The organism is Pseudomonas sp. A-RE-19 (assembly GCF_019956555.1).
In the GTDB taxonomy this organism is placed as follows: domain Bacteria; phylum Pseudomonadota; class Gammaproteobacteria; order Pseudomonadales; family Pseudomonadaceae; genus Aquipseudomonas.
In genome coordinates this window covers 64652-86353 of sequence record NZ_JAHBDQ010000005.1, presented here as the reverse complement: position 1 = coordinate 86353, position 21702 = coordinate 64652, and the positions used below count along the sequence as shown (strand labels likewise).

17 protein-coding genes are annotated in these 21702 nt (G+C 58.3%); 9 read left to right on the top strand and 8 right to left on the bottom strand.

The window, feature by feature from the left end:
- Positions 1-134: 134 nt before the first annotated feature.
- Positions 135-1478: a CDP-diacylglycerol--serine O-phosphatidyltransferase gene (pssA, locus tag KGB14_RS04260; RefSeq protein WP_223484235.1), complete on the bottom strand. Its 1344-nt coding sequence runs from the start codon at positions 1476-1478 to the stop codon at positions 135-137.
- Positions 1479-1695: 217 nt separating this feature from the next.
- Here pssA and KGB14_RS04255 point away from each other — a divergent pair, with 217 nt between their 5' ends.
- Positions 1696-2259 carry a TetR/AcrR family transcriptional regulator gene (locus KGB14_RS04255; protein WP_223484234.1) on the top strand — a complete coding sequence of 188 codons (564 nt, stop codon included), beginning with the start codon at positions 1696-1698 and terminating at the stop codon, positions 2257-2259.
- Between the two features lie 56 nt (positions 2260-2315).
- Entirely contained in the window at positions 2316-2792 is a 477-nt protein-coding gene (locus KGB14_RS04250) for a DUF1348 family protein (protein ID WP_123361208.1), read from the top strand.
- A gap of 105 nt (positions 2793-2897) precedes the next feature.
- On the opposite strand, the gene sfnG is transcribed toward KGB14_RS04250, so the two are convergent.
- Complete coding sequence (sfnG, locus tag KGB14_RS04245) at positions 2898-3992, bottom strand: dimethylsulfone monooxygenase SfnG (protein WP_411740769.1); 1095 nt, start codon at positions 3990-3992, stop codon at positions 2898-2900.
- 333 nt (positions 3993-4325) lie between these two features.
- Between sfnG and KGB14_RS04240 the strand changes: the two genes are divergently transcribed.
- Complete coding sequence (locus tag KGB14_RS04240) at positions 4326-5564, top strand: acyl-CoA dehydrogenase family protein (RefSeq protein WP_223484232.1); 1239 nt, start codon at positions 4326-4328, stop codon at positions 5562-5564.
- A gap of 181 nt (positions 5565-5745) precedes the next feature.
- On the top strand, positions 5746-6525 hold the full coding sequence (locus KGB14_RS04235; RefSeq protein WP_223484231.1) for a TSUP family transporter: 780 nt from the start codon (positions 5746-5748) through the stop codon (positions 6523-6525).
- Here KGB14_RS04235 and nudC read toward each other — a convergent pair.
- Together nudC and KGB14_RS04225 are read right to left on the bottom strand one after the other, a co-directional pair.
- Positions 6493-7323, bottom strand: a complete 831-nt coding sequence (gene nudC, locus KGB14_RS04230; RefSeq protein WP_223484230.1) for an NAD(+) diphosphatase — start codon at positions 7321-7323, stop codon at positions 6493-6495. The genes KGB14_RS04235 and nudC overlap by 33 nt on opposite strands.
- A 6-nt stretch (positions 7324-7329) precedes the next feature.
- Positions 7330-8142, bottom strand: coding sequence for a crotonase/enoyl-CoA hydratase family protein (locus KGB14_RS04225; protein WP_223484229.1), 813 nt, complete (start codon positions 8140-8142; stop codon positions 7330-7332).
- Positions 8143-8327: 185 nt separating this feature from the next.
- Here KGB14_RS04225 and pncA point away from each other — a divergent pair, with 185 nt between their 5' ends.
- On the top strand, positions 8328-8957 hold the full coding sequence (gene pncA, locus KGB14_RS04220) for a bifunctional nicotinamidase/pyrazinamidase (protein ID WP_223484228.1): 630 nt from the start codon (positions 8328-8330) through the stop codon (positions 8955-8957).
- A gap of 70 nt (positions 8958-9027) precedes the next feature.
- On the opposite strand, the gene KGB14_RS04215 is transcribed toward pncA, so the two are convergent.
- Together KGB14_RS04215 and KGB14_RS04210 are read right to left on the bottom strand one after the other, a co-directional pair.
- The gene (locus tag KGB14_RS04215; protein WP_223484227.1) at positions 9028-10329 is read right to left on the bottom strand and encodes an ATP-binding protein; all 1302 of its coding nucleotides are present in this window, start codon (positions 10327-10329) and stop codon (positions 9028-9030) included.
- Between the two features lie 4 nt (positions 10330-10333).
- Positions 10334-11035 (bottom strand): response regulator transcription factor, encoded by a 702-nt coding sequence (locus KGB14_RS04210; protein WP_223484226.1) that lies wholly within the window; start codon positions 11033-11035, stop codon positions 10334-10336.
- 278 nt (positions 11036-11313) lie between these two features.
- Here KGB14_RS04210 and KGB14_RS04205 point away from each other — a divergent pair, with 278 nt between their 5' ends.
- From KGB14_RS04205 to KGB14_RS04190, 4 genes are all read left to right on the top strand, one after another.
- Positions 11314-12471 (top strand): efflux RND transporter periplasmic adaptor subunit, encoded by a 1158-nt coding sequence (locus KGB14_RS04205; protein ID WP_223484225.1) that lies wholly within the window; start codon positions 11314-11316, stop codon positions 12469-12471.
- Positions 12472-12486: 15 nt separating this feature from the next.
- The gene (locus KGB14_RS04200; protein WP_223484224.1) at positions 12487-15585 is read left to right on the top strand and encodes an efflux RND transporter permease subunit; all 3099 of its coding nucleotides are present in this window, start codon (positions 12487-12489) and stop codon (positions 15583-15585) included.
- Positions 15586-15731: 146 nt separating this feature from the next.
- On the top strand, positions 15732-16373 hold the full coding sequence (locus tag KGB14_RS04195) for a DUF1345 domain-containing protein (RefSeq protein ID WP_223484223.1): 642 nt from the start codon (positions 15732-15734) through the stop codon (positions 16371-16373).
- A 191-nt stretch (positions 16374-16564) separates the two neighbouring features.
- Positions 16565-17065, top strand: a complete 501-nt coding sequence (locus tag KGB14_RS04190; protein WP_223484222.1) for a hypothetical protein — start codon at positions 16565-16567, stop codon at positions 17063-17065.
- A 72-nt stretch (positions 17066-17137) separates the two neighbouring features.
- Here KGB14_RS04190 and KGB14_RS04185 read toward each other — a convergent pair whose 3' ends face one another.
- The gene (locus KGB14_RS04185; protein WP_223484221.1) at positions 17138-19381 is read right to left on the bottom strand and encodes an autotransporter outer membrane beta-barrel domain-containing protein; all 2244 of its coding nucleotides are present in this window, start codon (positions 19379-19381) and stop codon (positions 17138-17140) included.
- Between the two features lie 223 nt (positions 19382-19604).
- A complete protein-coding gene (locus KGB14_RS04180; protein ID WP_223484220.1) occupies positions 19605-21641 on the bottom strand; it encodes a hypothetical protein in 2037 nt (678 codons plus the stop codon).
- Positions 21642-21702: the final 61 nt, after the last annotated feature.

The following is a 21702-nucleotide window of genomic DNA, read 5'->3' as shown; positions in this document are numbered from 1 at the left end:
GCGTCTGCGCTATACCCATCGCGAGCAGGCTCGCTCCCACAGGGGATTTGTGTCGATCACAATTCCAATGTGGGAGCGAGCCTGCTCGCGATGGCATTTGGGCAGGCACCACACCCGCCCCGCCGTGTTACCCCTTACAAAATCCGATACAACAACCGCTCGATCCGTACCCGACTCACACGCTTGAGAAACTTGGCCACCCCCGCCGGGTAATCCGGCAGCGTTTCCAGTTCCTGATAACGCTCAATGCGGCGGGTGTGCCGGAAAATCTCCGTCAGCTCATTGCCGCGAGGCTCCAGCAACTCACCTTTCGGATCATCGATCAGCAACGCATTTTCCAGATCGAGACGGAACGCACGCGGGTTGAGGTTGTTGCCGGTCAGCAAGGTATAGCGCTGGTCGATCCACATGCCCTTGAGGTGATAGGTGTTGTCGCCATCCTTCCACAAATGCAGGTTCAACTTGCCGCTGTCGATGCTGCGCTGATGGCGCTTGGCGAAGCGTCGCAGGCTGATCTCGTAAAGGTATGGCAGCGCCGCAATCACCTTGAACGGCTCGCTGGGCGGAATGTAGAAATCGTTGGCTGTCTTGTCGCCGACGATGATGTCGATTTTCACGCCCCGCGCCAGCGCCCGGTTGATTTCCCGGGTCACTGCCAGCGGCAGGTTGAAGTACGGCGTGCAGATGGTCAGCTGATGCCGGGCGCTGGCGATCAGCTCGCAGATTACCCGACTCAACGGGTTGTTCTTGCCCACACCGAGCAAGGGGCTGACGGATAAACCGTCCTTCACTGTGCTGCCTGCGGTGGTGTCGTACGCCGCGTGCTTGAGACGGCTGCGCAGGTCGCCGATGTCGCTGCGCAAGCTGCGGGTGGTCGGCAGGTTCGGCAGGTCGAGGCGATGCACCGCTTTGGAGGCGATCAGGCCATGCTGAATCAGGTGCTGCATCGAGTCGGCCAGCGCGTGGTTCTGCAGCAGGTGATAACGGTCGAAGCGGTACTTGTCGAATCTGTGCAGGTAAACGTTGTTCAGGCTCGCGCCGCTGTAGAGCACACAATCGTCGATCACGAAGCCTTTCAAATGCAGCACGCCGAACAGCTCGCGGGTTTGCACCGGCACGCCGTACACCGGCACAACGCTTTCGTGGGTGCGGGTCGCTTCCTGATACCAGGCGGCGTTGCCCGGCTGTTTGCCGGCACCGATCAAACCGCGCTGGGCGCGCAGCCAGTCCACGACCACCACCACGTCCAGTTCCGGGCGCGCCCGTTTGGCGGCGTGCAGGGCATCGAGGATTTCCTGCCCGGCTTCGTCCTCTTGCAGGTACAACGCGACGATATAGATGCGCTGGGTGGCCTGAGCGATTTGTTCCAGCAGGCAACGACGAAACTCGGCGGCGCCAGAGAGGATGGTGACGGCATCGGCGGTCAGCGGAAAACTGCGCAGTTTAGGCAGCAGAGAGCGTTTGAAAAGCGACGGCATAGGGCTCGCAAAAGGGTCGAATCCGAAGAACCCGAGAGCTTACACCATGGATGGGTTTGGGTCTTGTTAGTGTCTGTAAAGATCCTATCGCGAGCAGGCTCGCTCCCACAGGGGAATGCATTTCAAATGTGGGAGCGAGCCTGCTCACGATGGCAATTTCACGGTCAACACAAATAACTTCTTGACCAAGGAGAACGATCATTCTACTGTTGGCCACATGAACGAAATCACTAGCAACGACACACGCGACATCATTCTGGATGTCACCGAAAAGTTGATCTACAAAAGTGGCATCGCCGCCACCGGCATGGATCTCCTGGTGAAAACCGCCGGCGTCTCCAGAAAAAGTATTTACCGCTACTTCGCCAACAAGGAGGAGCTCACCGTCGCGGCCTTGCAACGCCGCGATGTGCGCTGGATGCATTGGTACCGAACGGAAGTCGGCAAGGCCCAAACCCCGGCCGACAGGCTGCTCAACCTGTTTACCGTGCTCAAGGCCTGGTTCGCCTCCGAAGGCTTTCGCGGCTGCGCATTCATTAACACCAGCGGCGAAACCGGCGACCCGCAAGACCCGGTTCGCCTGGTCGCCAAAGACCACAAACAGAAGCTGCTCGACTACGTGCGCGAGCTCTGTACCGAATATGGCGCAAAAGACCCGGAGACGCTGGCCAAACAGCTGCTGATCCTGATCGACGGTGCCATTACCGTAGCGCTTGTGATGGGTGATCACAGTGCCGCCGATAATGCGCAATGCATGGCGCGAAAGTTATTGGACCTGTAACACTTTTAACAAGCCCGACAACTTGCCAGAACGTTAATTTGATAGGGAGACTTGATATGTCTACTGCCGAAGTTCGTCCGCCATTACCGCCGTTTACCCGTGAATCGGCCATCGAAAAAGTTCGCCTGGCCGAAGACGGCTGGAACTCCCGTGACCCGGAACGGGTGTCCCTGGCCTATACCCTGAACACCCAATGGCGTAACCGCGCCGAGTTCGCCCACAACCGCGAAGAAGCCAAAGCTTTCCTGACCCGCAAATGGGCCAAGGAACTGGATTACCGGCTGATCAAGGAACTCTGGGCCTATGGCGACAACCGTATCGCCGTGCGTTACGCCTACGAATGGCACGACGACTCGGGCAACTGGTTCCGCTCCTACGGTAACGAGAACTGGGAGTTCGATGAAAACGGCTTGATGTTCAATCGTTACGCTTGCATCAACGACATGCCGATCAAGGAAAGCGACCGCAAGTTCCACTGGCCGCTGGGTCGTCGGCCGGATGATCACCCGGGCTTGTCCGACTTGGGTCTGTAACCTCAATCCCCTGTAGGAGCTGCCGAAGGCTGCGATCTTTTGATCTTAAAAAGGCAACATCAAAAGATCGCAGCCTTCGGCAGCTCCTACAGGGGCCGTGTGCAATCAGGCTACTGCAGCGGTCTGCTTCAGCTGAGCTTTGGCCTCCAGCTCCCGCACCAACGGCAGCACTCGTTTACCGAAGTATTCCACCTCTTCCTGGAAGTGCAGAAACCCCGCCAGCACCAAATCCACGCCCACCGCCTTCAATGCGACGATCCGCTCGGCAATCTGCTGCGGTGTGCCGATCAGATTGGTCTTGAAGCCATCGTTGTACTGCACCAGATCTTCAAAGGTCGATTTGGCCCAGTTGCCCTCGCCCTCGGGCGACGCCCTGCCCGCCTGTTTCGCTGCATCGCCAAAGGCGTTCACAGCTTGCGGGTCGGCCTGATCGATGATCTGCGCCAGCACCGCCCGCGCCTCCTCTTCGGTGTCGCGAGCGATGACGAAAGCATTCACCCCGACCTTCACCGGATGATTGTTCGCGGCCGCTTTCGTGCGAATGTCATCGACCTGGGCCTTGATGCCTTCGGGGGTGTTGCCGTTGGTGAAGTACCAGTCCGAGACTCGCGCCGCCATGTCCCGTGCCGCGCGGGAACTGCCGCCCTGAAAGACTTCCGGCTGGCCCAGCGGCTTGGGTTTGAGGCTGTAGTTGTCGAAGCGGTAGAAGTCGCCGCGAAAGGTGAAGTTGTCCTGCGTCCAGATGCCCTTGAGCGCACGGATGAACTCTTCGGAGCGGCGGTAGCGCTCATCGTGCTCCAGCCAGTGTTCGCCAATAGCCTGAAACTCGCCTTTGAACCAACCACTGACAATGTTGACCGCCACCCGGCCGTTGGTGAGTTGATCAATGGTCGCCAGTTGCTTGGCCGCCAATGCCGGTTGCCATGGCCCTGGCAGAATCGCCGCAATGACTTTCAATTTGGTGGTGGCGGCCAGCAACGCATGGCTGAAGGCAACCGATTCATGCTGGAACTCGGCGCCATAACCGGCGGTGAAACGAATCTGGGTCAGGGCATATTCGAACCCCGCCTCTTCGGCCAGTTGCGCCAGTTTGCGGTTGTAATCGATGCCCCAGTGGGTGCGCTGCTCGATCTTGCTGACCACCAGCCCGCCGCTGACGTTCGGCACCCAGTAGGCAAATTTGACGGCTTGCTGACTCATTGGCATGTCCTCGGGTTTTCAGGGTAGTCCTGAGGCCAGAGCAGCAACCGTGCCAGTGCTGAATCTTGAGGCGCGCGCGAACTGTGACGAGGGGGCTTGCCCCCGTTGGACTGCGCAGCAGTCCCTTTTTTGGGGCCGCTACGCTACCCAACGGGAGCAAGCCCCCTCGCCACAGAGTGGCTGTGCCCGGGGCAATTTGCTGATGCACTGTTGGTGCGGCAACAGTTGCAGTGGGGGCAACCCACGTACCAACCCGCAATGACAGGCCTATGGATTTCGGCATGGACCGTGCAATCGACTATGGTACTCACTGCCGTTCCAAGGAGCTGTCCCATGACCGAACATCAAGTAATCAACCCACTGTCCACCGGTACCGACTATGAAGCACTGGCCGCGCGCTTTCGGCCGATCTTCCAGCGCATCGCCGCCGGTGCCGTCGAACGCGAACAAAGCCGCAGTCTGCCTTATGAACCCATTCAATGGCTCAAGGACGCTGGCTTCGGCGCGGTGCGGGTGCCGGTTGAATACGGCGGTGGCGGCGCCTCCCTGCCGCAGTTGTTCGAGCTGCTGATCGAGCTCGCCGAAGCCGACTCCAACGTGCCCCAAGCCCTGCGCGGGCATTTCGCCTTTGCCGAGGATCGTCTGAACGCGGCGCCAGGGCCTGCCCGGGATGTCTGGTTCAAACGCTTCGTGGCAGGCGACATCGTCGGTTGCGCCTGGACCGAAATCGGCAGCGTGGCGATTGGCGATGTGATCACCAAGGTCTCGCCCCACGGCGATCAATGGCGGCTCGATGGCGAGAAGTTCTACAGCACCGGCAGCATTTTTTCTGACTGGATCGACGTCTATGCCCAACGCAGCGATACCGGCGGCGATGTGATCGCTGCCGTCCGCACACGCCAACCGGGTATTGTGCAGAGCGATGATTGGGACGGTTTCGGTCAGCGCACCACGGGCAGCGGCACTTCGCGGTTTATCGAGGCTGAAGTGGACGCCGAGAACATCATCGACTTCGCCACCCGCTTCAAGTACCAGACGGCGTTTTATCAATTGGTGCTGTTGGCGACCCTAGCCGGGATTGGCCGCGCCGCGTTGCGCGATGTGGCGCATCAAGTGCGCGAGCGCAAGCGCATCTATAGCCACGGCAATGCGCAGCGGGTCAGCGAAGATTCCCAAGTGCAGCAAGTGGTGGGTGAGATTACCGCGTGGGTGTACGCCGCAGAAGCCAGTGCGTTGAAAGCTGCGCAACCGGCACAGAGGGCGTATCTGGCGCGGTTTTCGGGAGATGAAGCGCTGGAGCGCGCGGCGAATGTGGCAGCGGAAATCGAATCGGCCAAGGCTCAGGTGGTGGTTTCGGAGTTGATCCAGCGGGCGACCACTGCGCTGTTCAATGCCTTGGGCGCTTCGGATGTTCGCGAAGGCAAATCGCTGGATCGCCATTGGCGCAATGCCCGGACCGTGTCATCGCACAATCCGGTGATTTACAAGGCGCGGATTGTCGGGGATTGGGCGATTAACGGGACTGAACCGCCGTTTGTGTGGCAGATCGGTAATGGACCTGAGCGCAAGTGATGTGTCGTCGGGGCTGACGCCTTCGCGGGCAAGCCTCGCTCCTACAAAGACATTACATTCCCTGTAGGAGCGAGGCTTGCCCGCGAAGACGCCAGATCGGTCGCCGCAGAGTTTGGATATGGGTAAGATACCGGCCTTCCCCGCAGCCCCTCTTCTGCGCCCTGCCGAATAAGCCCCTTCCATGCCTTTCGAACTCAGCGTTGACCTCACTACCCTGGCCGTTCTGGCTCTCGTCGCTTTCATTGCCGGTTTCATCGACGCCATCGCTGGCGGTGGCGGCCTGTTGACCACTCCGGCGCTGCTGACCGCCGGCCTGCCACCGCACCTGGTGCTGGGCACCAACAAACTCAGTTCGACCTTCGGCTCGGCGACCGCCAGTTTCACCTTCTACCGGCGCAAGCTGTTCCATCCTCGGCAATGGATGCACGCCATCGTTGGCACGTTGGTCGGCGCACTCACTGGCGCCATGGTCGCTCAATACTTGCCGGCGGAATGGCTGAACAAGATGCTGCCGGTGATCGTTTTCGCCTGTGGCCTGTATCTGTTGTTTGGTGGCACGCCGAAGGCGCCGCTGGACAGCGACGCGCCAATCAAGAAAAAGTGGCAATCGACCCAAGGCTTCAGCCTCGGCTTCTACGACGGCGTGGCCGGCCCGGGAACGGGTGCGTTCTGGACCGTCAGCAGCCTGTTGCTCTACCCCATCGACCTGGTCAAGGCCAGCGGCGTGGCGCGCAGCATGAACTTCGTCAGCAACATCGTGGCGCTGTCAGTGTTCATATTTTCCGGGCAGGTGGACTGGATCATCGGCCTGAGCATGGGCCTGTCGGTGATGGTCGGCGCCTTCTTCGGCGCGCGCACCGCCATCAGCGGCGGTGCGAAATTCATTCGCCCGGTGTTCATCACCGTGGTGCTCGGCCTGACCGTCCGCTTAGCCTGGCAGCACTGGTTCAGCGTGGCCTAAGCGCCGCGCCACATAGACGTCGATCAGATAACGGGCAATCGAGCGTGACGCCGGCAACGGCGGCAGCTCGTGCACGTTGAACCACTGGGCATCTTCAATCTCGTCTTCCTGACAGACAATCTCGCCCCCGGCATATTCGGCGTGAAAACCGAGCATCATCGAGTGCGGGAACGGCCAGCATTGACTGCCCATGTACTGGATGTTCTTGACCTCGATCTGCACCTCTTCTCGAACCTCACGAATCAGGCAGTCTTCGGCCGACTCACCCGGCTCGGCAAACCCCGCCAACGTGCTGTAGACCCCGGCGACAAACCGCGGCGAACGGGCCAGCAGAACCTCGTCGCCGCGGGTGACCAGCACGATCATGCTCGGTGAAATGCGCGGATAGTGGCGTAGATCACACGGTTCACAGTACATCGCCCGCTCACGCGGCACCTGGCTCATCACCTGCCCGCAGTTGCCGCAAAAACGGTGTTCACGGGCCCAGGTACCGATTTGCGCGGCATACCCGAGAACCTTGTAGACGGTGTGATCGCCATCGAACATGAACGCCCGCAGGCCTTTCCAGTTGCAGCCCGGCACTTCGCTGTGACTGCGCAGCTCCAGCAGGTAGACCGGTTCGCCATCCAGGTGACCGATGCCGTGCTCGGCGAGAATCGACAGGTCCTGACGCTTGAGCCATTCCCGTGGAAACAGCGCGCCATTGTCATCGAACAAAAAACCTTCGGGGCTGCGCGCCACGGCCCAGCCGCCGGGTTGATCAGTGTCCAGTACTGCAGTGGTCCAGCGTGAAGTCATGGTTAATCAGTCCAGAAAATCGGGTTTCTGTTTGCTCATATGGGCGGCCATGGCCACGCGCAGATCGGTGGATTGCAGCATGGCGGCGTTCCAGGTGGCGACGTATTCGAGGCCATCATCGATGCGATGATCGCGCATGTAGCTGATCATCTCTTTGGTGCCGGTGACGGCAATCGGCGACTTGCCGGCGATCTCGCGGGCAATGCCCATCACGCCGTCAAGCAGGCTGGCGGTATCGCTGTAGACGCGATTGACCAGGCCGATGTTGCGCGCTTCGTCGGCACCAAAGGTGCGACCAGTGTAAGCCAGTTCACGCAGCATGCCGTCACCGATTATCCGTGGCAAGCGTTGCAAAGTGCCCACATCCGCCGCCATCCCGATATCGATTTCCTTGATGGAAAATTGCGCGTCCTCGGCCGCGTAACGCATGTCGCAGGCCGAAATCAGGTCAATGGCGCCGCCCAGGCAATAACCCTGGATCGCCGCCAACACTGGCTTTCGGCAATTATCAACGGCATTGAACGAGGCTTGCAGCGCGAGGATCTTGCGACGCAGCAGACGCGCGTTGCGGCCCACGTCCTTGCCCAGTTCGTTGGCCACACCGGCCAGCATCATCAGGTCGATACCGGAAGAAAAATGCTTGCCGGCGCCACTGAGCACCACCACCCGAACTGCATCGGTATCGTCGACCCACTGGAAAATTTCGATGATCTCGCTCCAGAACGCGGCGTTCATCGAGTTGATCTTTTCCTGGCGGTTGATCTGCACATGGGCGATGTTATCGGCCAGTTCGACGCTGAAGGCGGTGTATTGAGTCATGGCAGTGATCCTTTACCGGGCAGAAAATGAGGCCCGAACTATAACAAGGCATCAGTGCCGGCAGTAAGGCAGCGGTTCGGCCAAATGCGGGACTGGCTTCTGGGTATTTAGCGTCTGGGCTGACCTCATCGCGAGCAGACTTGTCGCTATGCTTGCGTCGGACTTTCCAAGGAGGAACCCAACCCATGCCGATTTCTTTACGTGCAGCCTTGCTGGTGATCGACGTACAGAACGACTTCATCCCCGGCGGTCAATTACCGGTGCCTGAGGGCGACCTGATTGTGCCCTTGATCAACCAGCTCGGGCGCCAGTTCAAACAGGTCATCATCGCCCAGGACTGGCACCCGCCCGGTCATGCCTCGTTTGCGTCCAGCCACCCCGGCCGCAAGCCTTACGACGTGATTCAGCTGCCTTACGGTGAGCAGACACTCTGGCCTGAGCATTGTGTACGAGCCACACCCGGCGCCGAGTTCCACGCGGAACTGGACCTGCCCCATGCCCAATTGATCATCCGCAAGGGCTGCAATCCGGACATCGACAGTTATTCGGCGTTTCTGGAGGCGGATCGAACCACGACCACCGGCTTGGCCGGGTATTTGAAAGAACGCGGTATCGACACGGTTTACATGGTCGGGCTGGCACTGGATTTCTGCGTGATGTTTTCCGCCCTGGACGCGCGGGCGGCGGGGTTCAATGCGTTTGTGGTGATGGATGCGTGTCGGGCGATTGATCTGGATGGATCACTGGCGGCAGCGATTGAGCGGATGCAAGTGGCTGGGGTCGGGCTGATTGAATCAACCGAATTACTCGACTGAGCTCTCAAAAACCTGTGACTGGCAGCTCCTACATTTGGATCGCAAACGCGAATCGTCTGAAGGCATGCCTTTAAACCGGAGTCGGCAACCATAACCTGAACCGCGCGCCACCCAGCGGCGACGCTTGCGCGGTGAGTGTGCCGCTCTGTGCTTCGAGCGCCCGGCGACTGATCGCCAGGCCCAGCCCAAACCCGCCAGTGGCGCGATCCCGGCTGCGATCCAGTCGATAAAACGGCTCGAAAATCCGCTCCCGCTCATCCTCTGGAATGCCGATGCCATCGTCATCCACCCAGATTTCACAGCCCTTGGGGCATACCTGCACACCAATCTGAATGCGCTTTGTGCAATACCGCATGGCGTTGCGCAGCAGGTTCTGGATGGCCCGGGCGGTCAATCGCGGGTCCAGCGAGAAGCGTTCGAGCTGGCCGCCAAGCAACACATCAATGACGATTTCCGGTGATTCGAGCTCTTCATCGACGCTGCCCAGAATACTGTCGATGAACTCATCCAACGAGACTTCGACCTGTTCCAGCAGCCGCGCCGGATTCTGCAGGCGGCTGTAAGACAGCAATTCCAGCACCAGCTCATCCAGTTCGCGAATGTGCGCGACCAAGCCTTGCAGACGTTCGCGACTGGCGGCCGGCAAGTCGTCGGACAGCGCCAGGGCCAGGCCGAAATCCAGCCGCGTCAGTGGCGTGCGCAACTCATGGGACACGGCGTTGAGCAGATCGCGTTGCTGGTTGAGCAGGTTTTCGATGTCGCCTGCCATGGTGTCGAACACGTTGGCCAGGCTGCCGATGTTGGAGCTGGGGGAAATCTGTGTGCGCTCGCTCAGGTGGCCCTTGCCGAAGCGTTCGGCGGTGCCTTTGAGGCGTTCCAGGTCACGCCAGTGCGGGCGCAACCACAGCAACAGACACGCGAGCATGGTCGCGCCGATCAGCACGTTGATGCTCCAGTACAGCCAGCTGACGTCCGTCGGGTCCGGCGGCACGACCATTTCCACCACCATCTGCTCGTTCAAGGGCGTCACGGCCAGGGTGCGCCAGCCCCAGTCACCGATACGCACAACATTCTCGCCGCGCTGCAAGCGTTCACGCTCATTGGGGGTGAATTCGGCATCGTCGTTGCGGGTCAGCACGATGTGCAGCGGCTGGAATTCCTTGTCCATCTCGGCCGCCAATGCCGGCCATTGCTCGACAGGTACTGCGTGAAACTGCTTGACGATCAGCGTTTGCAACCCTCGGGAGTAATCGAGGTTGTAGGTCATGAAGCGTTCATGAAAGACCTGGATCACCAGGTCCGGCACCAGGTAGATCGCCGCGCTGAACGAGACGATGGTCACCAGATAGAGGCGAAACAGGATTCTGAACATCGACTCAGCATTCCCACTCGGAGCGGCTGAACAAGTAACCCTTGCCCCACACGGTCTTGATCTTGCGCGCTTCGCCGGCGTGATCATCGAACTTGCGTCGCAGCTTGGAAATCGCCACGTCCACCGAGCGGTCGGTGCCGTTGAATTCGATACCGCGCAGGCGTTGCAGTATCTGGTCGCGGCTCAGCACTTCGCCGGCATGCCGGGCCAGCACCACCAGCAGGTTGTATTCGCCGCTGGACAGTTCAACCAGCTGCTCGCGCCAGGTCACGGTACGCTCGGACAGATCGATGCACAGATTGCCCATGAGAATACGGTCGTTGGCGGTCTGCGGGTCGCTGAGGCTGCTGCGGCGCAGCAAAGTGCGCACCCGGGCCAGCAACACCCGTGGCTCGCAAGGTTTGGTGACGTAGTCGTCGGCGCCCATTTCCAGCCCCAGCACCTGATCGTGGCTGTCGTCGCGGGCGGTGAGCATCAGGATCGGCAGGGTTGCCGAATCGGCCCGCAGCAAACGACAGACCTGCAAGCCGTCGAGCCCCGGCAGCATCAGGTCGAGGATCACCAGGTCCGGCGGATTGACCCGCGCCCGTTCGCGCACATGATCGCCACGGCTGATCACGCTGACGCAATAGCCATTGCGTTCCAGATAGCTGGAAATCAGTTCGGAGAGCGCGGTGTCGTCTTCGACCAGGAGGATGTTGGGCATGGGTGTTTCCAGAAAGTGCTGTGGCGCCTGTCAGGGCCTCTTCGCGAGCAAGCCCGCTCCCACACTGGATCTGTGTCGCACCAAAGATCGAATGTGGGAGCGGGCTTGCTCGCGAAGGCGGCATAACAGTCGCAATAAGTTTCAAGCTGCGAAGGATATACGCCCTCGCATGCCCATGAGCAAAACCCTTACACAATTTCACACAGCGCCTACAAAGCTTCACCGCTACCCTCGTCGGCTCCCCGTAGGATGCGGGAGGTCATTATTGGGGTACTTACATGTCAAAGAAACTGCTTGCCACCCTCAGCCTGATTGCACTGGCCTTGACGCTGAGCGCTTGTGACAAGTCCTCGAACGCCGAAGAGCAAACACCGCTGGCCACCGTGCGCATCGAAACCATCGAGGCCCGCCCCTTGTCGATCAGCAGCGAACTGAGCGGGCGGATTGCCGCGCCACGGATTGCCGAAGTGCGTGCCCGTATTGCCGGCGTGGTGTTGCAGCGGGCCTTCCGTGAAGGCAGCGACGTAAAAAAAGGCGACGTTCTATTCCGTATCGACCCGGCACCGTTCAAGGCCGACCTGGACAGCGCCGAAGCCGCATTGCGCAAGGCCGAAGCCAACGCGTTCCAGGCCAGGCTGCAAGAGCAGCGTTACGCCCAGTTGATCGAAGGCAACGCCATCAGCGGCCAGGATTACGACAACGCTCGCGCCAATGCCCGGCAGACCGCCGCCGATGTCGCCGCCAACAAAGCCGCCGTGGAACGGGCGAAACTGAACCTGGGTTATGCCACCGTCACCGCGCCGATTTCCGGGCGCATCGGCCGGGCGCTGGTGACCGAAGGCGCGCTGGTCGGGCAGAACGAAACCACCCCGTTGGCGCTGATCCAGCAGTTGAACCCGATCCACGCGGACCTGACGCAATCGACCCGAGAACTCAACGACCTGCGCCGAGCGTTTCGGTCCGGCCAGTTAACGGAAGTGGGCCAAGGTCAGGCCAAAGCCACATTGATCCAGGACGACGGCAGCCTCTATCCATTACCGGGCAAATTGCTGTTCACCGACATCACCGTCGATCCAGGCACTGGTCAGATCATTCTGCGCAGCGAGTTCCCCAACCCGGACCTCGACTTGCTACCGGGCAGCTTCGTTCGCGTGCGCCTAGAGCAAGCGTTCAATCAGCAAGGCATCAGCGTGCCGCAGCGGGCCATCCAGCGTGACAGCGCCGGCGTCGCCCAAGTGCTGCTGCTCGACGCCGAGCAGCGGGTCGGCCAGCAACCGGTCGAACTGGGCACCGTGCAGAACGATCGCTGGATCGTCACTCGCGGCCTCAAGCCCGGCGACCGCATCGTCATTGAAGGCCTGCAACACGCGCGCCCCGGTGAAAAAGTCCAGATAGACGACACCCCTCTTCCACTTGCCCAGGTTTCTGGTCAGTAAGCAGGACGCTTTTTTATGCCGCAGTTCTTTATCGACCGCCCGGTGTTCGCCTGGGTGATCGCCTTGTTTATCCTGCTGGCCGGCGCGCTGGCTATTGGCCAATTGCCGGTGGCGCAGTACCCGAACGTCGCGCCACCGAAAGTCGAAATCAATGCCACCTACCCGGGCGCTTCGGCGCAGACCGTGGATGAAAGCGTGGTCAGCCTGATCGAGGAAGAACTCAACGGCGCCGACCATCTGCTGTATTTCGAATCCCAGAGCAGCCTCGGCAGCGCCACCATCACCGCGACGTTCCAGCCCGGCACTGACCCGGAAATGGCACAAGTCGATGTGCAAAACCGCCTCAAAGTGGTCGAGTCACGTTTACCGCAAGCCGTCACCCAGCAGGGCTTGCAGGTGGAGAAAGTCTCTGCCGGCTTCCTGCTGCTGATCACCCTCACCTCCAGCGACGGCAAGCTCGACGACGTGGCGCTCAGCGATTACCTGGCGCGCAACGTGATGAACGAGATCAAGCGCCTGGACGGCGTCGGCAAGGCCCAGTTGTACGGTGCCGAACGGGCAATGCGAATCTGGATCGACCCGCAGAAGCTGATCGGCTTCAACCTGACCCCGGCCGATGTCAACGCCGCGATCGTTGCGCAAAATGCCCAGGTTTCGGCGGGCAGCATCGGCGACTTGCCGACCCGCACCACGCAGGAAATCACTGCGACCATTCTGGTCAAAGGCCAGTTGTCGACACCTGAAGAATTCGCCGACATCGTGCTCAAGGCTAATCCTGACGGCTCCACCGTGCGCATCGGCGACGTGGCGCGCGTCGAGATCGGCAGTCAGGAATATCAGTTTTCCACGCGGCTGAACGGCAAACCGTCGACCGCCGTCAGCGTGCAACTGTCGCCGGGCGCCAATGCCCTGAGCACCGCGACCCTGGTGCGGGCGAAGATGGATGAACTGGCGCGCTACTTCCCGGCCGGTGTCGAATACAAGATTCCGTACGACACCTCGCCCTTCGTCAAAGTCTCGATCACCAAAGTGGTCTACACCCTTATCGAGGCGATGGTGCTGGTGTTTGCGGTGATGTTCCTGTTCCTGCAGAACATCCGCTACACATTGATTCCGACGCTGGTGGTGCCGGTGGCGCTGATGGGCACTTTCGCAATCATGTTGGCGCTGGGTTTCTCGATCAACGTGCTGACCATGTTTGGCATGGTGCTGGCCATCGGCATTCTGGTGGATGACGCCATCGTGGTGGTGGAGAACGTCGAACGGATCATGGCCACCGAGGGCCTGTCACCCAAGGACGCGACGCGCAAGGCAATGAAGCAGATCACCGGGGCGATCATCGGCATCACCCTGGTGTTGGTGGCGGTGTTCATTCCGATGGCGTTCATGCAGGGCTCCGTCGGGGTGATTTACCGGCAGTTCTCGCTGTCGATGGCCACGTCGATTCTGTTCTCGGCGTTCCTCGCCCTGACCTTGACCCCGGCGCTGTGCGCGACGCTGCTCAAGCCGATTGCCAAGGGCGAACATCACGCCAAGGGCGGCTTCTTCGGCTGGTTCAATCGACGCTTCGAACAACTGACCGAGCGCTATCAGGGCTGGGTCGCCTATGCACTGAAACGCACCGGGCGTTACCTGTTGATCTACGGCGTGCTGCTGGTCGGTCTGGGGCTGTGCTTCAGTCGCCTGCCCTCCTCGTTTTTGCCGGTGGAAGACCAGGGTTACACCATCACCGACATTCAACTGCCACCGGGTGCAAGCAAGAACCGCACGGTGCAGGTGGTCGAGCAGATCGAAGCGCACAACGCCACCGAACCGGGTGTCGGCGACAGCACGGTGATTCTCGGTTTCAGCTTCTCTGGCAGCGGGCAGAACGCCGCGCTGGCATTTACCACGCTCAAGGATTGGTCGGCTCGGGGCAGCGATGATTCGGCGAGTTCGATTGCCGACCGCGCCAACATCACGCTAAGTCAGATCAAGGACGCCATGGCCTTTGCGATCCTGCCGCCGCCGGTCGATGGCCTGGGGACTTCCAGCGGTTTCGAGTTCCGCCTGCAAGACCGTGGCGGCCTTGGCCATGCCACGCTGATGCAGGCGCGCAGCCAGTTGCTGGCCGCCGCCGAAAAAAGCCCGATCCTGATGAACGTGCGCGAAAGCGCCCTGGCCGAAGCGCCGCAGGTGCAGCTGGAAGTCGACCGCAAGCAAGCCAACGCCTTGGGCATTTCGTTTGCTGACATCGGCAACGTACTGTCCACCGCCGTGGGCTCGGCCTACATCAACGACTTCCCCAACCAGGGACGGATGCAACGGGTGGTGGTCCAGGCCGAAGGTGATCAACGCAGTCAGGTCGCCGACCTGCTGAAGATTCACGTGCGCAACAACGCCGAGAAAATGGTGCCATTGTCGGCCTTCGTCCGGGCCAACTGGACCCAAGGCCCGGCGCAGTTGACCCGTTACAACGGTTACCCGGCCATCAGCATTTCCGGCGAACCGGCGCCCGGTTACAGCACCGGCGAAGCCATGGCGGAAATCGAACGGCTGGTGGCGCAAGGCCCGGCCGGGTTGGGTCAGGAATGGACCGGGTTGTCGTTGCAAGAACGCTTGTCCGGCAGCCAGGCACCGATTCTGCTCGGGCTGTCGCTGCTGATCGTGTTCCTGTGCCTGGCGGCGCTGTACGAGAGCTGGTCGATTCCGACGTCGGTGCTACTTGTTGTGCCGCTGGGTGTACTCGGTGCGGTACTGGCCGTGACCCTGCGCGGAATGCCCAACGATGTGTTCTTCAAGGTCGGACTGATTACCATCATCGGTCTGTCGGCGAAGAACGCGATCCTGATCATCGAATTCGCCAAGAGCCTGTACGACGAAGGCCACGACCTGATCGACGCCACCCTGCAAGCCGCACGGCTGCGACTTCGCCCCATCGTGATGACCTCGCTGGCATTCATCCTCGGCGTAGTGCCGCTGGCCATTGCCACCGGCGCCAGCTCGGCGAGCCAGCAAGCCATCGGCACCGGCGTGATTGGCGGGATGATCACCGCGACCCTGGCGGTGGTGTTTGTACCGGTGTTTTTTGTGGTGGTGATGAAGCTCGTGCGCAAATCCACCAAACACCACTGATCCCACCTGTAGGAGCTGCCGAAGGCTGCGATCTTTTGACTTTGCTTTTAAAGATCAAGATCAAAAGATCGCAGCCTTCGGCAGCTCCTACAAAAGCGCTGTTGCGTGCGCTATGGTGCAGAGACGCGCCATCAAAGTGAGCCTCCATGCCCCTACTCGCCCGCACCCACCCTCGCCTGTCCGCCGCTGCCACATTCGGCGTCGCGGTGGGCATTCTGGCTCCAGCCGATTCGATCCTCGGCAAAATCCTCATCGGCTGGAACGCCGGGGTCTGGACGTATCTGGTGCTGATGCTCTGGCTCACCGTGCGCGCCAAGGCCCCGGACGTCAAACGCATTGCCGAAGTCGAGGACGAAAATGCCGGTCTGGTGTTGCTGCTGGTAAGCATCGCGGCCCTGGCCAGCCTCGGTACCATCACCTTCGAACTCGCCGGCAGCAAGGACCTGGAAACCACCCGCAAACTGCTGCGCTACGGTTTCACTGCGCTGACGGTGATCGGCTCATGGCTACTGATCGGGGTGATTTTCTGCGTGCACTACGCCCGGCTGTATTACACCTGGGACGGCAAAGAACCGGCACTGCGTTTTGCCGAGGGGCTGACAACGCCCAATTACTGGGACTTCCTGTATTTCTCGTTCACCATCGGCGTGGCGGTACAGACCGCAGATGTGGGCGTCGCCACTCGGGATTTGCGCAAGATCGTGCTGGCGCAGTCGTTGATCGGGTTTGTGTTCAATACCGCGATTCTGGGGTTTTCGATCAATATTGCGGCGGGGTTGTTTGGCTAATGGCTGCACAAACCTTCTAGCCACTACGTTCGGTGGAGCGCTAAATTATTCTGCAAAAAATCACATTAATCGTGCCCTGTAAACTAACAAGTCTGACAGTTTACAGGCCCGCTCCATCAGCGGTTTGATACGTCATCCCGGAAGCTGTCTTTAATAGCGGGATACCTGTCATGACAATGGAGACCGCATTAATGAACACGATCACGCAAAAAATCAAACAGGCTGTGAAAACCGGTACCTGTAGCGGAACGATCAACAGCGCAGAAACATTTAACGCAGGTCTGGTGGAGCTCGAGGAGAAGGTCTTTCCACCACAACACAACGAGGCTTACGTTATGTTTGCGCGGCAACGTGCCGGGGAACCGGATTACACGACAAAAGAAATCACACTCTCCTTTTCAAAGGGGCAAAGCAATGGCAGCTACGATTTGACGCCGGCAGCGTATATTGTCCGACTGACCTTCGCTGATAATAGCGATCCCGCCAAACCTGTTATTTACACCCAAAGCGGGGGAAAGGCCGAGCTGGAATATGACGCCGCCAACGATGTTTTTTCTGGCAAGCTGATTAGCGCTGTTGTTGAAAACCACGATGACGACGTCGCTAAAACATTAACGATTGATGTGGAATTTTTGGCAAAAAAAAATAACGCAACCTCCAGCCGTTCACGCACTCGCGCGGTAGCTGCGTAACCGATTGATAAATCAGCAATAGTAAAAAAGGAAGCACAAGCTTCCTTTTTTTACATTATTGAACAGGCGTACTCACCACTCATAACGAACGCCAACGTTGACACCAAAAGGCTGCTCAAAATTCCGGCCGCTGCTGTAGTCAAAATCCGCGTGCATGTGGAAATTTGACGTCATCGAGACAGCTACCCCGGTACCCAATTCAGCCCGAGAACCGGACAGATCGTTATTGAATACATTGTTGTTGACCTGAACCTCATTGCTCTTCGCGAACTCATGAGCCCACGCGGCGCGCAGGTATGGCTGAATCACGCGCCCATGTTCCAGTGCAATGTTTCTCCCTGCGGTCGCCCCCACCTTACCGATAAAGGAACGCGTGCGGTCCCCTTCAGCCTGCATATCGTTGTCCAGCGAAAAGTCCTTGCCTTGAATGACCACCGCGGACCATTGAGTGAAAGGTTCAAGGAAGTTGCCGTTGGCGAAGTTGATATGGCGTCCGAACTCAATGGAGCCTCCCAGGCCTGAGTTGTCATAGTCGCCCTTGGCTCGGGCTCCATCGCTCAGACCGACTTTCGCTTCATTACGAAAACGGTTCGCCTTCAGCACGCCGTCGAAATAATAACCGGTCCGGGGATCGAGCCAGGTGGCGTAAGTGCCCAGGTAGTAACTGTCCACACGGCCTGAGGTTCCAGCGGTCAAATCGAGGTCGGATTTACTGTGACCGGCCATCACACCCACTAGCCATTGGCCGTCTCCGAAAGGCAGCGGCGCATCTGCGCCCAGGGTGAAACCTTGCTGGGTTTGCTGATATCCGACACCCGAACCATCGGCGATGTTGTATTTGTTCGCGTATGTGCGACCCCAGGCACCCGCTTTACCGCCATTGAAACGCAATTCCCCCATGCGGGTGCGCAACGAGGTCAACTCGCCTAACCATACAGTCGATGCCGTATTGAAGAGCGCAAGCACCGAACGTGTGCCCGGACTGACCGTGCGAGTGCTCGGATCAAGTATCCAGTCATTGCCACTTTTTTCCAGCCCGTAGGAATAGGTCCCAAGATCGACCGCTTTGCCCAGGAAGAATTGCGCATCTCCTCCCGCTGTCTGAACCACGCGAATCGGGCCGGCGGGATCAACACCACTGCTCGTAATAAACAATTCATGACGACCACTGGCGGTCCCCGTGACATTCAGCAAATCGGTCTGGCCCATGGAGAGATTTGTGCCCATCACAAACCGGCCATTACCCGACAAATTGGTCACGTTCAATTGATAGAAGGCATTGTCAGCACCAAATACTACCGAGCCGCCATTGTTGAGAGTGAGCGTGCCAACGTTGCTGTTATCTACCAGTACCCATCTGGAACTGTCATTGATGGTGGCGCTGGCCACATTTTCCAGGCGGCCGGTCAAGACTGAATCGTTCTCCAGGGTCAGTTGGGTGGTACTGCCTTGCTCGGTAACGATGTTACCGGTCAACGTGCTGCCATTAACGGTCATGGAGGTGTTGGCACCGCCTCTGACATCCAGCAGCGTTTCATTGCCGGCCAACAGTCGAGAATTGTTCAGCGCGATGGTGGCAGTGGAGGAACTTGCATTGGCGAAGTCAACCTGGATGGCGGAGCCGGTGATTCCCTGAACAGTCGTATTGTCGAGATCCAGTGTAGCGGGCTGAATCGCGGTCACATCGAGTCCGATGGTTATCCCGTCCTTTCCGCCAATGATCGTGCTGTTAGTAGCCGTGGCTTGACCACTCGCCAACCTCATCCCATAGCTCGTGGCGCCGGAGCCCTGAATCGTTGAGTCGGTTACATCCAGACGACTGAATGCACTCACCAATGCTCCCCCTGTAGCGCCGCTGATTGTGCTATTACCACTCACGGTTGCGGTTGAACCGGTTTGCGTACTGACTTCACGCACCACCTGCAGCCCTACGCGATTGCCAGTAATGCTGCTGTTATCAATGCTGCCTTGACTATTGACCAGCACGACGGCCGCCAGGCCGCCAACGCCAGAGACAGTTGCCCCCGTCAGGTTCACTTGAGAGCCATTGCGTGCCGTTATCTGCTGGGTGGTGCTTCCTGCATTGACGTTAAGTGTTGAACTGTCAGAGGTGATGAACAGCGTCTGGGCTCCGTTGACGTTTAATGTGGCATTTGAACTGAGACTCCAACTCTCAGGAACACCACCCGTAATCGTCGTGGTTCCTCCAACGATAGGCGCTGCGGTTGTGGACGACGAGAGAAATGCCAACACGGGTGAGCATATCAATACCCACCGGGTGGCGGTGTTGGAAACAAACGAAAACTTATCTGGCATAGTAGACACCTGCTTAATAAAACTGGACTTCTGCCACTCGCCTATAGGAATGGCCAGACAAATGAGGGTCGCTAGGCTAGCGGGGTGCCACGTATATTTATGTAGGACTTATCTGTTTTTTGGCGTCGAAAAATCGTTAGCTGGAATCGTTTTTTTTTAACATGCCGAAACAATAAAAAACAGTGCGACTCAAACCGCCTGGTCGCACTGTTTATACAAGGCGTCATGGAATCGGGTATACCTCCTCGCAGTACTGCGCCTCGCTATTCGTAACAAGTATAAAGTGTTTTGCCTGCGCTGAAGGCGGTGTAGGCGTAGTGCCTGTCCGGGTAATGGTGTAACTGAGCACACCGTTGGCGCGGTTCGCCGGCTTGAAGTGTTCCTCATATGTGCCGATATTTATCAGAGCACCGGCATCGGGAAAGGTACCCGTGATTGGATAACTAGCTGTGGTCTCTGTGCCAGGGATAAGTACCGGTATGGCTTCATCGGAATACGCTGCCCAGCTTAAAGTAATGGTTTCCCCGTCAACAGTGTATGCGCTTTTAGGGATACGCACCTTCAGGTTGCGTCGAGACGTGCCATCGCCTGGAGGAACGAAGTTCAATGTCGAACAACCGATTCTCTTGAGTGGGCCTGCAAGATCCTGTACCTCGGGTGCGAGTGTCTGAATAGGAAAAGCCGCTACAGGAATATCTTTGGGAGGACAACCAATCGGGTTAGGATTTGCCGCTGTATAAAGTACCCAGCGCAAAACCTTAGTCCCTATTCCTTGCTCAAAAATTGTTTCCCAGGGAATTGGCCGTGTGAGGGTGGTGCCTTCTTGACCCGTCGTTAAGCGGACGGTCTCACCGATCTTTTTGTCATTATAAAAAATGTCAATCAACCATCCTTCTTGAGTAGGAGGAGTTGCAAACAGATCAATCGAAATTTCTGCGTCGTTTCCATAATCCACTTCGTTTACTTCATCAGTGCTGCCGCCTGCAAACTTCAGTACCGCAGGATTCAGAGCAGGGTTTACAGGGTCCGGCTCATTCGGGTTCGGCGGACCGATATAAAAGATATTGACTTTTATGACATCTTCATTGCCGCCGATGCGACGGACGCCTCTGAACATGCCATAACTGATAGTGGTGTCTTCATCACCATCCGTATTGCCATATACTTTTTTGATGATGGCAAAAGAAACATTTTCCCAAGTCAACTTGCCATCGACACTCTCTGATACCCGCTTCTCGCCAAGTTCCTCTCCCCCCCAGTAAGCCATGATGGTGTCCGTGGGAGCATTCGGCGTGGGCACGATAATCTCAACTGACACCCCCTGATGACAGTCAGCCAGATCAATCAGACCGTCGCCGTCCGGACCATTGGCCAATGGCACCACGGGTTTTTCAAATACAGTAGGATCGGCAATACGCTTGACTTCGCGTGAGGCCGGATTGGAGCGTTTCCCGATGTTCTTCACAAGGTCTGTCACCACATAAATTAATGTGTTGAGACCTTCTACGGAGTCTATGAACTTTTGAATCGGAACGGTGACTTCAAAGTCTGCAGGCAACAAGCCCTCAAATGCAGGCTCGTCGCGGTCTGGATCCGGGGCTATACCCCAGAAAACCTTGATCGTGTCTGTCGCATGATAGCTTCCATAACTGGCGGCCTTGATCTTGATTCCGGATGGGTTATTGCCGATATAGGCCTCATCGATAGGATCGGTCGGCCCGAGATCCGCAGGGAAAGTCGCTGCGCCCGGGGAATAGTTTGACGGCGGTTCCTTCACTCGGTAAGGCGCCGTGCGGTCAATCGCGTACGTAGTGATGTCCGAATAGCCCTCGTTCACGGCGCCATACCAGTAAATATACCTAACCTCATATTCGGTAGGCGTTTCGGGGGTTGAATCCTCTACCAGGTATGCCAACGGTATCGTCTTTGGCAAAGGCCATACCCTGTCCGCTACAGGACCCAACTCGAGGTAGGGCTCGATTTCCGTCCAGTCTAGAGCGCCTTTCTTGCGGATTTGGAACTCAATCAAATCATCTGGATCCTGAGGCTCGGTAGGCTGAGGAATGGTATATGCAAGTGGTGCAGACAAAGCTGCTATAGGTATGCGCAAGTCCGACGGAAGCGTTTGCGCTGTAATAGTAACTTTTACAGGATTTGCGCGCTTGCGCCCGACTCCACCCATTCCCTGAAGAACAGCTCTTCTGGACAATATGGCTTTTTCAATTTTGGACAATTCGATTTTTTCAACTTTTGCATTCATCTTGAACATCTCCTGCAATCACAATTGATAGCACCTGAATTAAAAATCCAACTAACCACTT